Source organism: Halorubrum sp. DM2 (assembly GCF_901686465.1).
Taxonomy (GTDB): Archaea; Halobacteriota; Halobacteria; order Halobacteriales; family Haloferacaceae; genus Halorubrum.
On the sequence record NZ_LR594487.1, the window covers coordinates 2141248 to 2154214 of the forward strand.

General features: G+C 67.5%; 13 protein-coding genes and 2 tRNA genes. 4 read left to right on the forward strand and 11 right to left on the reverse strand.

From position 1 onward, the window contains the following. Window positions 1–17 precede the first annotated feature (17 nt). Entirely contained in the window at window positions 18–881 is an 864-nt protein-coding gene (locus QOL69_RS10825; RefSeq protein WP_283403161.1) for a TIGR01548 family HAD-type hydrolase, read from the forward strand. 107 nt (window positions 882–988) lie between these two features. Here QOL69_RS10825 and QOL69_RS10830 read toward each other — a convergent pair whose 3' ends face one another. Further along, a complete protein-coding gene (locus tag QOL69_RS10830; RefSeq protein WP_283403162.1) occupies window positions 989–2026 on the reverse strand; it encodes a site-specific integrase in 1038 nt (345 codons plus the stop codon). Between the two features lie 381 nt (window positions 2027–2407). Between QOL69_RS10830 and QOL69_RS10835 the strand changes: the two genes are divergently transcribed. Further along, window positions 2408–2806 (forward strand): helix-turn-helix domain-containing protein, encoded by a 399-nt coding sequence (locus QOL69_RS10835; protein ID WP_283403163.1) that lies wholly within the window; start codon window positions 2408–2410, stop codon window positions 2804–2806. A gap of 383 nt (window positions 2807–3189) precedes the next feature. Here QOL69_RS10835 and QOL69_RS10840 read toward each other — a convergent pair whose 3' ends face one another. From QOL69_RS10840 to QOL69_RS10850, 3 genes are all read right to left on the reverse strand, one after another. Beyond that, window positions 3190–5127 carry a hypothetical protein gene (locus tag QOL69_RS10840; RefSeq protein ID WP_283403164.1) on the reverse strand — a complete coding sequence of 646 codons (1938 nt, stop codon included), beginning with the start codon at window positions 5125–5127 and terminating at the stop codon, window positions 3190–3192. Between the two features lie 731 nt (window positions 5128–5858). Next, window positions 5859–5933 (reverse strand) — tRNA-Ile (locus QOL69_RS10845). 90 nt (window positions 5934–6023) lie between these two features. Continuing rightward, window positions 6024–6096, reverse strand: a tRNA-Asn gene (locus tag QOL69_RS10850). Window positions 6097–6256: 160 nt separating this feature from the next. Between QOL69_RS10850 and cca the strand changes: the two genes are divergently transcribed. Continuing rightward, entirely contained in the window at window positions 6257–7666 is a 1410-nt protein-coding gene (gene cca / locus QOL69_RS10855; RefSeq protein WP_283403165.1) for a CCA tRNA nucleotidyltransferase, read from the forward strand. A 61-nt stretch (window positions 7667–7727) separates the two neighbouring features. Here cca and QOL69_RS10860 read toward each other — a convergent pair whose 3' ends face one another. The 4 genes from QOL69_RS10860 to QOL69_RS10875 form a co-directional block, all read right to left on the reverse strand. Continuing rightward, the gene (locus QOL69_RS10860) at window positions 7728–8042 is read right to left on the reverse strand and encodes a hypothetical protein (protein ID WP_283403166.1); all 315 of its coding nucleotides are present in this window, start codon (window positions 8040–8042) and stop codon (window positions 7728–7730) included. Between the two features lie 96 nt (window positions 8043–8138). Then, entirely contained in the window at window positions 8139–8501 is a 363-nt protein-coding gene (locus tag QOL69_RS10865) for a fluoride efflux transporter FluC (RefSeq protein ID WP_283403167.1), read from the reverse strand. Continuing rightward, window positions 8498–8902, reverse strand: a complete 405-nt coding sequence (locus QOL69_RS10870; protein ID WP_283403168.1) for a fluoride efflux transporter FluC — start codon at window positions 8900–8902, stop codon at window positions 8498–8500. The genes QOL69_RS10865 and QOL69_RS10870 overlap by 4 nt, the downstream gene beginning before the upstream one ends. 112 nt (window positions 8903–9014) lie before the next feature. After that, a complete protein-coding gene (locus tag QOL69_RS10875; RefSeq protein WP_283403169.1) occupies window positions 9015–10154 on the reverse strand; it encodes an ATP-binding protein in 1140 nt (379 codons plus the stop codon). Between the two features lie 108 nt (window positions 10155–10262). On the opposite strand from QOL69_RS10875, the gene QOL69_RS10880 reads away from it, so the two are divergent. Continuing rightward, window positions 10263–10739: a DUF7382 domain-containing protein gene (locus QOL69_RS10880; protein WP_283403170.1), complete on the forward strand. Its 477-nt coding sequence runs from the start codon at window positions 10263–10265 to the stop codon at window positions 10737–10739. 25 nt (window positions 10740–10764) lie between these two features. Here QOL69_RS10880 and QOL69_RS10885 read toward each other — a convergent pair whose 3' ends face one another. The 3 genes from QOL69_RS10885 to QOL69_RS10895 all read right to left on the reverse strand — a co-directional run bounded on the left by QOL69_RS10885 (window position 10765) and on the right by QOL69_RS10895 (window position 12872). Beyond that, window positions 10765–11565 carry a protein-L-isoaspartate O-methyltransferase family protein gene (locus tag QOL69_RS10885; RefSeq protein WP_283403171.1) on the reverse strand — a complete coding sequence of 267 codons (801 nt, stop codon included), beginning with the start codon at window positions 11563–11565 and terminating at the stop codon, window positions 10765–10767. Window positions 11566–11654: 89 nt separating this feature from the next. Further along, entirely contained in the window at window positions 11655–12287 is a 633-nt protein-coding gene (pcm, locus tag QOL69_RS10890) for a protein-L-isoaspartate O-methyltransferase (RefSeq protein WP_283403172.1), read from the reverse strand. A gap of 81 nt (window positions 12288–12368) precedes the next feature. Beyond that, window positions 12369–12872: an Hsp20/alpha crystallin family protein gene (locus tag QOL69_RS10895; RefSeq protein WP_283403173.1), complete on the reverse strand. Its 504-nt coding sequence runs from the start codon at window positions 12870–12872 to the stop codon at window positions 12369–12371. Window positions 12873–12967 lie beyond the last annotated feature (95 nt).

Sequence of the window (12967 nt, forward strand, 5' to 3'; positions counted from 1 at the left end):
CCAGCCGGGGTAGCGGTATGCAGGTCGACGCAGTGGTCCTCGACATCGACGGGGTGTTGGTCGACGTGGCGGACTCCTACCGACGGGCGATCCTCGAGTCCGTCGACCGAGTGTGCGGCAAGCCGATCGACCCCGCGGCGATTCAGGCGTTCAAGGACGCCGGCGGGTTCAACAACGACTGGGAGCTGACGGACGCGGCCGCCCTGTTCGTGATAGCCCGGCGCGAGGGACTCCGGATGGACATCGACGAGTTCACCGACCGCGTCCGCGAACTCGGCGGCGGCCTCGACGCCGCTAAGGATGTCGTCGGCGACCTCCCGCGGGTCGCGCAGGCTCGCGTCCGCGACCAGTGGGACCGGGACGCGCTCCGCGAGACCTTTCAGGCGCTGTACCTCGGTTCGGAGCTGTACCGCGAGCTGGAGGGCGGCGAGCCACCGGTCGAGACGGAAGGGTACATCCACGACGAGCCGACGCTCGTCGACCCCGAGACCATCGCCGACCTCACCGCGCGGTTCGACGTGGGCGTCCTCACCGGCCGGCCGGCCGCGGAGGCCGACATCGCCTTGGAGCGCGTCGGCTTCGACGTGCCCGACGACCGCCGGTTCACGATGGACGACTGGGAAGAGGGGAAGCCCCACCCGCGGGCGCTCGTGGAGCTCGCGGAGCGGTTCGACGCCGAGCGCGTCGCGTTCGCGGGCGACACCCTCGACGACGTGCGGACCGCGCGCAACGCCGACGAGAGCGACGCAACGCGCGTCTACTACGGAATCGGCGTGTTGACGGGCGGGCTGACGGGCGAGTCGGGTCGCGAGAAGTTCGCCGAGAGCGGTGCAGACGCCGTGGTCGAGGACGTGAACGAGCTGACGGAGTTGTTGGAGTAGCGGAAGAGAGCGGTGTGATCTGGATGGGCCCTGCCGGAACCGCACTCCGAAGGTTGCGCCGGCTCCCGATGGGCGACCGGTCGCGTGTTGATGTGACTCTCGATTCGTCATAGGTCAGGGAGGTAGTCGCGACGCTGTTCAGATTTCTCGCGCGCGCTCCGGCGGTCGTAGTGTTCATCGAGGATGGTGTTGCTCGCGTCGAGCCGGTCAGAAACGACACGACGAGGCACGTCCTCGCGCCGATACGCGGTGACCCGTCCGCTCCGAACGTCGTGCGGAGACCGGGACGAGGGACAGGTACTGGCCTTGTTCATGTCCGTCGCCTCGCAGGTCTCCACGTCGCGATCGTGGGGACACTCGGCACCGCGCCAGCAGGGACGAGTAATCCGATAGAGAGTGTCCCGAATCGTCGAGACAGAGGCGCGGCCGTACTGGGTCGTGACGAGCGGGTCCCGACCGTAGTCGTCTTTTACCTCGTTACGGGGACCATCGATGAAGTCCTCAAGAACACGGGAGACGTGCGGACTGACCGCGTTCCATCGCTCTCCCTTCTCCTTGTTTTTGAGCGGCGTCTCGGACTCGGGGCGGTGACGGAACTGGACGCCGGGGCGGTCGGTGTCGAGGTCGAGATCGCCCAAGTCGAGCGAGCGGACCGCACCGGCCCGCGCGCCCGTGTGCCACATCAGGAGCAGGGTGACGTGTTCGCGGCTCGCGTAGTTGTAGCGATTCAGGTACTCCAGAATATCACCGACGCGCTCGGGTTCGAGCGTCGTGTTACTCACATTCTGCCCGTTACTGACGGTCGGAAGCGGAACGTCCTCGCGTAGCCCGCCGCGAACCGCGTCGATCTCTTCAGCGAATCGGAGGAACGAGCGGAGTGTTGCCAGCTGGCCGCGAAGGGTGACCGGGGCGATCGGGTCGCGGTCGTCGCCGTTTCCCTCTCGACGCCAGACACGGTATCGATAGAGGTCGCGCCCGGCCAGCTCGTTCAGGTTTTCAATACCTTCCTCGGCGCACCACTGCTGGAACGCATCGAGTCGGTACCGCTGGCTCTTGATGGTCCGCTCGCTCAGCTCGTCACGACGAGCCTCGAAGTACATCGCGATACCCTCGCTCGGGGAGAGGGGTTCGAGGTCGTCGCTCATTCCTGACCTCCGTCATCGTCGAGAATATTCGCACACCGCTCGCAGACAGGTTCGTCCCGATCAGCATCGTACCCGTCAGCGAGGTTCTCGCAGTAGGAACAGGTCCCGTCGGAGTTTTTACTCAGCGTTACATCTGACCGTCTGGGGCCTACAAGCCCCGTTATGGTTCCGTTCATGGCGTGAAACCGGAACCACCTCTGGGCCAACGCTGCAACGTTGGCCCCTCTTCACTACCCGACGATTCATCACTAGCCTACTGGGTAGCTCCGTAGTTCCCCTTTTGGAGTAGTGGTACTTAGCTGTTGGGTCTAATTAGTAACGTCGAATAGATTACGCCCATATGGCAGCACCTTTTTGGTTAGCTGGGGCATGGACGCAACCATGAGCGAACCAGAACCCTCTGAATTTGAAAGATACATCGACGAACACGGCTGGAAAGTCAGCACCGGAGAGTATGATTACGAGGAACTCAGCCCTCCAGAGTGGTTCACCGAACTGGACCGAGAGATCTGCGTCCTTTTGGGACACGGATTCATATTTACTCCATCACTAATCGCAAAGAACATAGAGCGCCCACGAAGTTCCGTCTCGCGGCGGCTAAACACATTAGAAGCGGGAGGCATTGTCGAGAAAGTTGAGAGGGGGCACTACAAGCTAACAGAGGAGGGGTACGCAAGGCTATTACAGAGGGTCACAAGGGAAGGGCCTGAAGGAGAGAGAAATTGGTACACGATAAAAATTCCCTCCCCCGAGGAAATTCAAGAGTCAAACGAGGAGTAGCATTTAAAAATATCTACAAACTCTGCCTCCAGCTTGCTCAGTAAAGAAGACTCACGATCGCTCAATACAGGTCACCCACCGATCAGGATTAGTAAGCCGACAGCCGAACAGAGTGCGCCTAATCCACGAAAGAATGTCTTTCCACTATCGGACACGGAATCTTCGTCCACAGCCCCGAAGAACCAAAACCGAAGGGTTGCTTCGGGCCAAATTGCCCCAGTAATACCCGCTATAAACAAAAGGAATCCTGCGATGCCATTCATACCACAAACTGCTGTCTATCAAGTAATAGTTCTTCTGGCGACCGATTCGCAGTCTTCATCGACCGGCTGTTTCACCCAGTTTATATCTGAAGAATAAGATTTTAACAGAGCCATTCTAACCTATCTCTCATCGAGGGGTAGCATACAGGGGCGAGGTTCGTCGCGGTCCATATCCGGGTTCGAGACGTGGTAGTCGTCGACGATCAGTAGCCGATCAGCAACATCCGGGTCGGTGATACCGTTATTGACGAACCCGCGGGCGATCGTCTCAGGGTCGTGGGTCGCGACACCGGTCCGTCCGTTCCGGAATATCTCCCCTTGTGCGAGGTCGTTCGCGAGCCGAGTGTTCTCGATGATATACGCGACAGGGAGTTCCAGCTGGACCATGTCGACACCGCCGCCGCCGGGCTGGTGTTCGTTACCGTCGGCGTCGACGATCGCTTTCAATTCGTAGCCGAACTGTGGTTCACGTCGGCGTCGATCGATTGACTCGGACTCGGGCTGTTCGGTTCCGTTCAGTACCTCACCGACGAATTCCTTGTACGACGGGTCGATGTTCAGATGTGCCAGTATCGAGGGGAGCGACACGTCTTGACCGTGAACGTCGAGATAGCCCTGGACGCGCTCACGAATAAGCGCCTTCCGAGGTGATTCTCCGTAGGACCACGCGCTATCTGCGCTCGGCCAGCGTTCAGCGAGCGAACGGTCCGGTTCCGGATTCGGCGGTGGGGCTGTCGCGCCGGCTGCCCATCGGAGATCGTCGTCGAGCGCGGTCTCCGGCTCAGGCGGACCATCGAGCCGGTCTTGGTCGATAGTCCACGGAGAGCCACAGCATGAGCAGACGACATCGGCACCGTGGCCGTCGTCCCATCGAATGCGCTCGCCGTGGGGGTCAACCTGTCCCGTTTCCTCGTTTTCAGCCCGCTGTTCACACCGGTCCGCACAGATAGCCTGATTCACGGTTTGCGAGCGGGAGGTCCGTCGACGAGCGGCGGACCAGTAGAGCGCGCCCCACGCGAGGTACTCGATCGGCTTGTCGAGCAGCTCCTCGGTGTAGCCGCCCATATACGCGGCGAGATACGAACCGAGGTTTTGAACGTCCGCGTTTAGCGAGATACAGCCAGTATCGTCCGCTAGATAATCGTCGACCGAAGTGTAGTCGTGACCGCCGACACCGGCTGAGTCACACTCTGCTACGTGTTTGTCGATCACGCGCTCGAACTCGGAGCCAACCGAACGGAGATCGAGCGAGGTCGCGGCCGCGTCGAAGTAGACGCCGACGTGAAGGTGCGTATAACAGGCGTTCATTCCGGTCCGCTCTCCATCGTCCGCGGCCGAACCCATCCCGTGCGGTTCAGCTTGGAGCCAGTAGCCCCAGTCGTCCGAGTCGAGTCCGAGATGATACTCCAACGTGTTCCGAAGCGTGTCGCGGACGCCACCGTAACTGAACGCGTCGTGAATCGCGTCGAGATGGTCGACAGGGGAGAGTCGGTCACCATCAGGGACGGACGACGCCGTGAGCGTCAGCATCGCCGTCGCGGGGTCGTCCCACGCGGGGACCGCCTCACCTCCAGTGGGTCGCTCTCCGCCACCCATCTGACGCTGTAGCGCGCGAGCCCGTGCGTACTGTTTCCGGCTGTAGTCCTCTCCCCACGCGTCGACGAGCGGGACATCGAATTCATCGCCCGACTGTCGGTCAGCGAACCGGGCGACGAGACCTTCGTAGTCGACATGTGACCGAAGGAAGGCGTGAAGCGCGTCGACCCACGTCGCGGCTGTACGCCGGTCGAGCGTCCGAATCGAAAACGCGTCTTCGAGCGGGTCGTCGGAGTCGACCCACTCCTCGGAGAATTCAGGGTCCGTGACGATTCGGCGGAGCTTCCGCCCATGGCTGACCGATAGGGGAAGCTCAGCGAGGTCGGGGTACTGGGCTGCGAACTCAGCGACCCTTTCGACAACTCGATCGTCGTCCTCCTGAAAAGAAGCGGTAGAGCCGTTTACAGAGTTAGTCTCCTTGGAAGGCCAAGACGCAGACCCGGATGAAGACTCGCTACTCATCGCCCGACCTCCGGTGAGTCTCGCCCGCGCCGCCAGTCGTTCGGCTCCCTCCGGTCGCCGTGCGCGGCCGGCGGCGCTCGGACCGGGTACGCCGGTCCTCGCGCACCACAAGGTCGCCGGCCGCTTGGAGAGACTGACCGGCAGGCGCGGAGCTGCTCATTCCTCTCCCTCACGCCCACCGTCAGCAGCGAGATCGCGGCCGAGGCAGTTTTTCAGCTGGGTGGTCCGGTTAGAAGGTTGGCGTCCACCGAACCGGGGAAGCTCTCGGTTCGGGCAGTCGACGTGATGCCCGTACTCGGTGGAGCCGTCAGGCGACTCAGTACAGCGAGCGCCGCAGGCAGGGCACCAGAACTCCCCTGGTCCATCTGTGGTCAGGGTCGTCCCCCCGGACTGATCGGTGAGTCTCACACCAGATCACCCCTCGCGGGACGATCGCGGCCCGCCTGCCCACCCCGTAAAGGGGTAGGCAGGCCGGGCAAAGCGAGAGCGACGACGGTACCAATCGCACCACGGACCGGGGGAACACCTACACCAATGGGTGGGTAGGCGGGTGGGTGGATCGACGCAGTAGCGACTACAGTATTCGCACGACAGCAACGACCCGGAACCGGGCACCGGTCGACATACCTCTCAGCGGCCGATTTTCGGGACCCTCTGAAGCGTCGATTTCCGGCGTAAGAACTACCGAGCGAAGCGTTTCGGAGAACACCCGATGACGGGTGTAAACGCGATGGGCCCTGCCGGATTCGAACCGGCGATCAACTCGTTATGAGCGAGTCGCTTTAACCGGACTAAGCTAAGGGCCCGCCGTCGTGATTAGCGGTTTTTCTCGATTCCACTTTAGGCTGCCGGGTCGGGAGCGGGTGGCGGTGAGACCTGACGAGAGGAAGGAGAGACGCCGAAGCCAGGACTCGAACCTGGGACCGCCTCGTTAACAGCGAGGCGCTCTACCAACTGAGCTACTTCGGCCCATCTTCGGGTACTCACGTTGTTTTGATAGGGCTTTCGTTTCCGCCCGACTGAGCGAGGTTCGACGGACCCGAAGGGTGCGAGACGTTAGCGCGGCGGCCGACCGTCGCGCCACCGATCCGACCGACACGTTTTCGGCCGGACCGCGAGACCGTTCGGTATGGACGACGAGGAGACCGCCGGGGACGAGCTTGCGGCGGTGCTGTCGCGCGTCCGCGAGCGTGCCCTGCCGGAGCCGGAGGAGCGCGAGCGGCTGCGCGCGGCGAGCGCGGCGTTGACCGAGCGGACCCGCGAGGCGATAGCCGATCTTGCCGTCGACGCCGACGTGGTTCAGGTCGGGTCGACCGCGCGCGGCACGTGGGTCGCCGGCGACCGCGACATCGATCTCTTCGTCCGGTTCGACGCAGAACTCGACCGCGCCGAGTTGGAGGAGTACGGGCTGGCGGTCGGACACGCGGTCCTCCCGGACGGCCACGAGGAGTACGCGGAGCACCCGTACGTGAAGGGAAGCTACGACGGGTTCGACGTCGACTTGGTCCCCTGTCACGACGTGGAGACGGCGGTCGACCTGGTCTCGGCGGTCGACCGCACCCCGTTCCACGACGCGTACCTCTCCGCGCGGCTCGACGACGGCCTCGCGGCGGACGTGGTGGTGGCGAAGGCCTTCCTGAAGGGGATCGGCGCGTACGGCAGCGACCTCCGGACGGAGGGCTTTTCGGGATATCTCACGGAGCTGCTCGTGTTGGAGCTCGGCGGGTTCGTCCCGCTCGTCGAGTCGGCCCGGAGCTGGCACCCGCCCGTGGAGTTCGACCCCGAGGGGCACGCGGAGCGCACGTTCGAGGACCCGCTGGTCGTCGTCGACCCCACGGACCCGACGCGGAACGTCGCCGCGGTGCTGTCGGCGACGAACCTCGCGCGGTTCCAACACTACGCGCGGGAGCTGCTCGCGGCTCCGAGCGAGGCCCTCTTCGAGCCGGACGAGCCGGAGCCGCTCGGATCCGGTGAGGTCCGCGACCACCTCGGCCGACGCGGGACGACGCCCGTCGCGGTCGTCTTCGACGCCCCCGACCTCGTCGACGACCAGCTGTGGCCGCAGCTCCGGCGGTCGCTCGACGGGATCGTCCGCGGGCTCGACGATCACGGGTTCGATGTCCTCCGGGCGACCGCGATGACGGACGCGGCGAGCGCGGAGACCGATCCGACTGGGGCGACGCGAGCGGCGCTGTACGCGGAGTTAGAGGTGACGGAACGGCCGACCGTCGAACGTCACGATGGACCGCCGGTCGCGGTGCGGAAACACGCGGCGAGCTTCTACGAGTCGTACGTCGACGACGTCGACCCGGACACGTACGGACCGTTCATCGACGGGGACCGCTACGTCGTCGAGCGCGAGCGCGAGTTCGCCACCGTCAGGGAGTACCTCGAGAGCGACGCCGCGAGCGACGTGGCGCTCGGCGCGCAGGTGGAGTCGGCGTTTGCCGACCGCGACGTGCTGGTCGGCGACGCGGTCGCGACGCTCGCGCCCGCGTTCGGCCGGCCGCTCCGGGAGTTCTACGAGCCGCGACCGTGAGGGCTTCCGTCGGAACGCGGCCGCGAGGAGCGGGACGGAGACGCCGACGTGCGAGCGGGCGTCACCGAGAGACGCGGTCGAGAAGCCAGTAGACCAGCACCGCGACGAGGGTGACGACCACCGCAACCGCCGAGAGGAGCCCGGCGGCGCGGGGGAACGACAGCCAGAACGCGGCGTAGAAGGCGAGCGCGAACGCGAACAGGCCGACGACCAACAGTCCGCGGGAGGGGTTCTGGACCGCCGCGACGAACGCGCGCTGGAGGATCGAGAGGTCGCCGAACCCGGGGACATCCTCCGGGTCCGCGTCCTCGGAGGGCGGTCCGGAGTCGCCGGAGCCTGCCGCCTCGGCGTCGACGGAGCTATCGGTGTCGGTCACGCGCCCGAATACGGGCCGGAGGATGCTGTACCTATCGCTTGGCGGGCCGGTATCGAGCGGACGGCGAACGGTCACCGATCGGGAGTCGGCTGTCACTCAGCCGAAGACGCCGGCGACGGCGAACGAACCGAGGAGGAACGCGATCAGCCCGGCCGCGAGGTTCGACGCCGCGACCCCTGCCGCGGCGCGGCCTCCGGTCTCGCTCGCGGCCCGCACGGTCCCGACGGCGAACGACGAGAACGTCGTGAACGCCCCGCAGAAGCCGACGCCGAAGAGCAGCGTCGCCGCCGACCCGATCGGTGCGGCGGCCACCGCACCGAGGGCGAAGCTCCCGAGCGCGTTGACGACGAGAACCGACCGGCCTCCCTCGACGCGGAGGCCGACCGCGTGACGGGAGACCGCGCCGAGGGCCCCGCCGACACCGACGAGCGCCGGCGCGAGGAGCGGACCGGCGGTCATCGTCGGTACCGCCTCCCGACGGCGAGTCCGAGCGCGGCCGCGGCGAGTCCGGTGGCGTAGCTGGCGGCGACGTACCACGCGCCCGCCGGGGTTCCGAGCGCGACCGCGTCCGAGACGAACGTGCTGTACGTCGTGAACGACGAGAGCGCGCCAGTCCCGACGAAGAGCCGGAGCCGCTCGCTGGACGTTCGAGTCAACAGGACCCCGAGCGCGAACGAGCCGGCGACGTTCGCGGTCAGGGTGCCGACGCCGGTCGCCGTCCCGCCGAGGACCGCCGGGCCACCGCCGAGAGACGCTAAGGCGACGAGTCCGCCCGCCGCGGCGTCGGTCGCGTGCCTTGCGACCGCACCGAGGAATCCCCCGACCGCGACGAGGAGGAACCCGTACGGGGTCCGTTCCATGCGCGTCGGTGGGTCCGGGGGCGCTTGTACGTTCTGAACCGGAGCACCGCTCCGGTCCCGGCGTCGTTCCCGGCTGGCGGCGTTCTCGGCCGGCGTCACTCCGTACTCGGTGTCACTTCGCGCCCGACAGGCGACTCGCGCGCGGACTCTCTCCCTCGTGTGGCGTTCGTCGTTCCCGGATCTGGACCGTGTGGACCGTCTCGGTGGCGTCGTCGACGACGAGCGCCTCGCCGACCCCGTCGGGGAGCCGTGCCGCGAGGTCGCCGGCGAGGTACGTCGCCTCCGCCTCCGCCAGTCGGTCGATGTCGCGCGTGGCCGTGAGCCGGTGGGAGACGAGGAGGTCCGACTGCGAGACGGCGACGCTCGGCAGCGCGGCCGGCCGCTGGGTCGCAGAGACGAGCGAGACGCCGGGAGCGCGTCCACGGGTCAGGAGGGTTCGGAGCGCCGACTCCGCGACGCCGCCGAAGAAGGCGTGCGCCTCGTCGACGAGCAGCCACGGGAGCCGGGAGAGGCCTCCGTCGATCCGCGCGTCGTAGAGGCCGCGAGCCACCGCGCGGACGACGGCGGCCGCGGCCGCGTCGGGAACGCCGGCGAGGTCGATCACTGTGGGGTCGCCGTCGGCCGCAAGCGAGGCGACCGACGGCGCGTCGGCGTCGAAGACGCCCCACGACGCCGCCAGCCGGAGGTGGTTCGCCGCGGCGCGCCGCGTCTCTACCGGGGCGTCGGTCGCCCCGACCGCCTCGCGGAGCGCCGCGAGCGACGGGGACCGAGACTCGTCGGCAGCCGTCGACGCGGGGTCGTCGGCGTCGCCCGATTTGTCTCCCTCGTCGACTGCGTCCGCGACGACGCGCCAGACGAGGCTCCCCGGCCCGCTCGCCGGATCGAGACCGAGCAGGTCCGGCCACGCCGACGGGGGTATCGAGGCCGGACGGACGGCGGGGTCGACGACGCGGCCGCCGGCCGCTTCCAGACCGCCGAAGACGCCCATCGGGTCGACGACGACCGGGACGACGCCGTCGGCCTCGGCCAGTCCCTCGGCGAGGACGCCGAGCGTGTAGGACTTCCCCGTCCCCCGCTTCCCGAAGACGACCCCCGCGTGCGGGCGGTCGAGGTCGACGCCGACCGGCGCGCCGGCGCTCCCGTCGCGTGCGAGGAAGGTACCGATACGAGCGGTATGCGGCGGGTCGCGGTCGCGTTCCGTTCCGTCGCCGTCGCGGCCGAGTACGTACACGCAGTCGGGTGGTCTCGGCATCGCGTAAAAGCGGACGGGCCGCGGGGCGGTCGGAGCCGGTCGGCCGGACGGACTCGACCGCCCCTGTCGCCCGAGAGTTTATAACTGATACCGCGGCCACCGCGGCGTATGTCCGATCGAACACACGACTCGCGCACCGCGAACCGCCGGACGTTCAGTACCGACACCCGGGCGATCGAGGGGCTTCCCGTCCGTCTCGTCATCGCTCTGGTCGTCGGGGTCGCCAGTCTCAGCGTGATGATGGGAATGATCGGCGACATCGACGGGCTGGCCGCGACGGAGCTCGACGCGCAGCCGCAGCCGGAGGTGACCGCGCCCGGCGATCAGTCGATCGACGTCGCGGTCGTCGACCCCGACGGCTCCCGCGTCGCGGACGCGACCGTCATCGTGCGCGGCGGCTCCGCGCGGATGGACGGTGTCGCCACCGCACAGACGAACAGCGAGGGCGTCGCGAGCGTAGACGTCGACCCGGAACTCGGTCCGAACCAGGCGGACGGGACGCTCACGGTCGACATCAAACCGCCGGCGGAGGGCGACTACGTCGACGAACGGGGGAACACCGAGGTGCTCGTCGTCGAGGAGTGAGACGGTCGAAAAGCGGGCGACGCCCTCAGATCCGGTCGTCCCAGTCGATCCAGTCCTGTTCCCAGCCGTGTCGTCGACGACGCCCGCGCTCGGCGTGTTCGGCGTCCTCCCGACGGGTCCGGTTCCGCTCCACCCCGGGCTGTTCGCCCTCGACGAGCATCGGCTGGAGTCGCGCCGGGCCGTGGGTCTCAACGGTCTCGAACCCGACGGGTGCGGGGTCGTCCGCGTCGTCACCGACCGCACTGACGTCGTCCCCGTCCGACCCTTCTGGCGGCGACGGTTCGGCTGCCGTGACCGTCTGGACGCCAGCGCCACGCGGGTAGACGATCCGGCCGTCGGCCGCGAGCTGCTCACGGAGGGCGCGCGGCGGCTCGATCACGGCCGCTTCGAGGAGGATCCGATCGTACGGCGCGTACGCCGGGAGGCCGTCCGCGCCGTCCGCGCGGTCGACGAGGGCCGCCTCGTAGCCGGCCGCGTCGAGGTTCGATCGCGCGGTCACGACGGCGGACCGGTCGATGTCGACCGCGTGAACGTGGCGAGCGCCGACGATCTCCGCGATCATCGCGACCGAGTAGCCGATGCCAGCGCCGACGACGAGGACCGCGTCGCCCTCGTGGGCGTCGAGCGCGGTGACGAGGCGGACCACCGTTTCGAGCGAGAGCGAGTGGGGGTCGTCGCCGTCGACGGCCCCGCCGCGGGGGGAGTCGTCCACGAAGGGGTCGCGGGGCACCCGCTGGAGCGCGGTCAACACGGACGGCTCGATCGGCTCGCCGATCGAGTGTTCGAGCCCTTCGATCATGTCCGCCCTGAGCGACGCTTCGTCCATGACCGGACTCGGGACTCAGTCCTCTAAAAGCGTGCGTTCGTCGGGTCGGTGCCGCGCGCCGTCGAGGAGCGCCCGGACGGCAGCGTCGATCATCGCATCGGCACGAACCGCACGCCGCCGTGGTCCTCGCGGTCGACGCCGTCCTCGCGGACCGTCAGGCGGACGAGTCGTTGACTACCGTTCTCCCGGACGGGTGCGACGACGCGGCCGCCCGGCCGAACGCGGTCGACGATCGCGTCCGGGACCGCCTCGGGCGCTGCGCAGGTGAGGTAGGCGGCGTCGAACGGGGCCTCCTCGGCGAACGCCTCGCGCCCGTCGCCGGCGACGACGGTCACGTCGTAGCCGAGGCGGCGGAGTCGCTCCCGCGCGTCGGCGGCCAACTCCGGGACGCGTTCGGCGGAGAAGACGTTCCCCGGGCCGACGACCTCGGCGACGACCGCGGCGTGGTAGCCGCAGCCGGTCCCCACCTCGAAGACGCGGTCGCCGCGCTCGACGCCGAGGAGGTCCGTCATCGTCGCGACCATGTGCGGCGCGCTGACCGTCTGGTCGTGACCGATCGGGAGCGGGCGGTCGGCGTACGCCGACCCGCGGTGCGGCTCCGGGACGAACTCGTGACGCGGGACGGCACCGATCGCCGACAACGTCCGCTCGCTCGCGTCGAGGCGTCGACGGAGCGCGCTCACCAGCTCGCGTCTGGCGGCCGCGCGGTCGGCGTCGTTCATGCGAGTAGATAACACGGGACGCGTGGAGAAAGCATCGGCCGCAGGGTCGACAGCAGATCCGACCGAACCAGGCGGTCGGCGTCAGTTCACGTCGATCGTGTGTCCCCCGTCGTCGTCCGGCGATCGCTTGGGGAGCGTGACGGTGAGCACGCCGGCGTCGAAGGACGCGGTCGCGGCGTCGGCCTCGACCGGCCGGGGAATCGGGACCCGCCGGGAGACGGATCGGAGGCGTCGCTCGCGTCGGTGGTAGCGGACGCCGTCGGCGGTCTCGTCCGCGTCGCCCGCGCTGTTCGCCTCGCCCTCGTCGGCGACGCCGAACTCGCTCGACTCCTTGCGGGAGCCGGAAATCACGAGCGCGTCGTCGCGCAGTTCGACGTCGACGTCGTCGGCGTCGAATCCGGGGAGGTCGGCGACGACGGTGATCGACTCGTCGTCTTCGATCACGTCGACATTGACGTCGCGGACGCCGGGGAACTGCGGGACTTCGGGGGCGCTCCCCTCCAGCGTCCCGCCGAGTTCCTCGAACTCGCGGCCCATCCGTTCGAGCAGTTCCTCGATCTCGTCGAAGGGATCGCGTCGGGTCATACAGGACAGGATTCGAGACGGAGCGTCTTGAACGTACTGGCGGGGCGGGGGGCGGAGGCGATCGGAACCGGCGGGCGACAGACACTATCCGCTGG

What these genes read in the sequence shown, in the direction of transcription:
- QOL69_RS10825 (WP_283403161.1), top strand. Translation starts at nt 18, where the DNA reads ATGCAGGTCGACGCAGTGGTCCTCGACATCGACGGGGTGTTGGTCGAC.
- QOL69_RS10830 (WP_283403162.1), bottom strand. Translation starts at nt 2,026, where the DNA reads ATGAGCGACGACCTCGAACCCCTCTCCCCGAGCGAGGGTATCGCGATG.
- QOL69_RS10835 (WP_283403163.1), top strand. Translation starts at nt 2,408, where the DNA reads ATGAGCGAACCAGAACCCTCTGAATTTGAAAGATACATCGACGAACAC.
- QOL69_RS10840 (WP_283403164.1), bottom strand. Translation starts at nt 5,127, where the DNA reads ATGAGTAGCGAGTCTTCATCCGGGTCTGCGTCTTGGCCTTCCAAGGAG.
- cca (WP_283403165.1), top strand. Translation starts at nt 6,257, where the DNA reads ATGGACGACGAGGAGACCGCCGGGGACGAGCTTGCGGCGGTGCTGTCG.
- QOL69_RS10865 (WP_283403167.1), bottom strand. Translation starts at nt 8,501, where the DNA reads ATGACCGCCGGTCCGCTCCTCGCGCCGGCGCTCGTCGGTGTCGGCGGG.
- QOL69_RS10870 (WP_283403168.1), bottom strand. Translation starts at nt 8,902, where the DNA reads ATGGAACGGACCCCGTACGGGTTCCTCCTCGTCGCGGTCGGGGGATTC.
- QOL69_RS10875 (WP_283403169.1), bottom strand. Translation starts at nt 10,154, where the DNA reads ATGCCGAGACCACCCGACTGCGTGTACGTACTCGGCCGCGACGGCGAC.
- QOL69_RS10880 (WP_283403170.1), top strand. Translation starts at nt 10,263, where the DNA reads ATGTCCGATCGAACACACGACTCGCGCACCGCGAACCGCCGGACGTTC.
- QOL69_RS10885 (WP_283403171.1), bottom strand. Translation starts at nt 11,565, where the DNA reads ATGGACGAAGCGTCGCTCAGGGCGGACATGATCGAAGGGCTCGAACAC.
- pcm (WP_283403172.1), bottom strand. Translation starts at nt 12,287, where the DNA reads ATGAACGACGCCGACCGCGCGGCCGCCAGACGCGAGCTGGTGAGCGCG.
- QOL69_RS10895 (WP_283403173.1), bottom strand. Translation starts at nt 12,872, where the DNA reads ATGACCCGACGCGATCCCTTCGACGAGATCGAGGAACTGCTCGAACGG.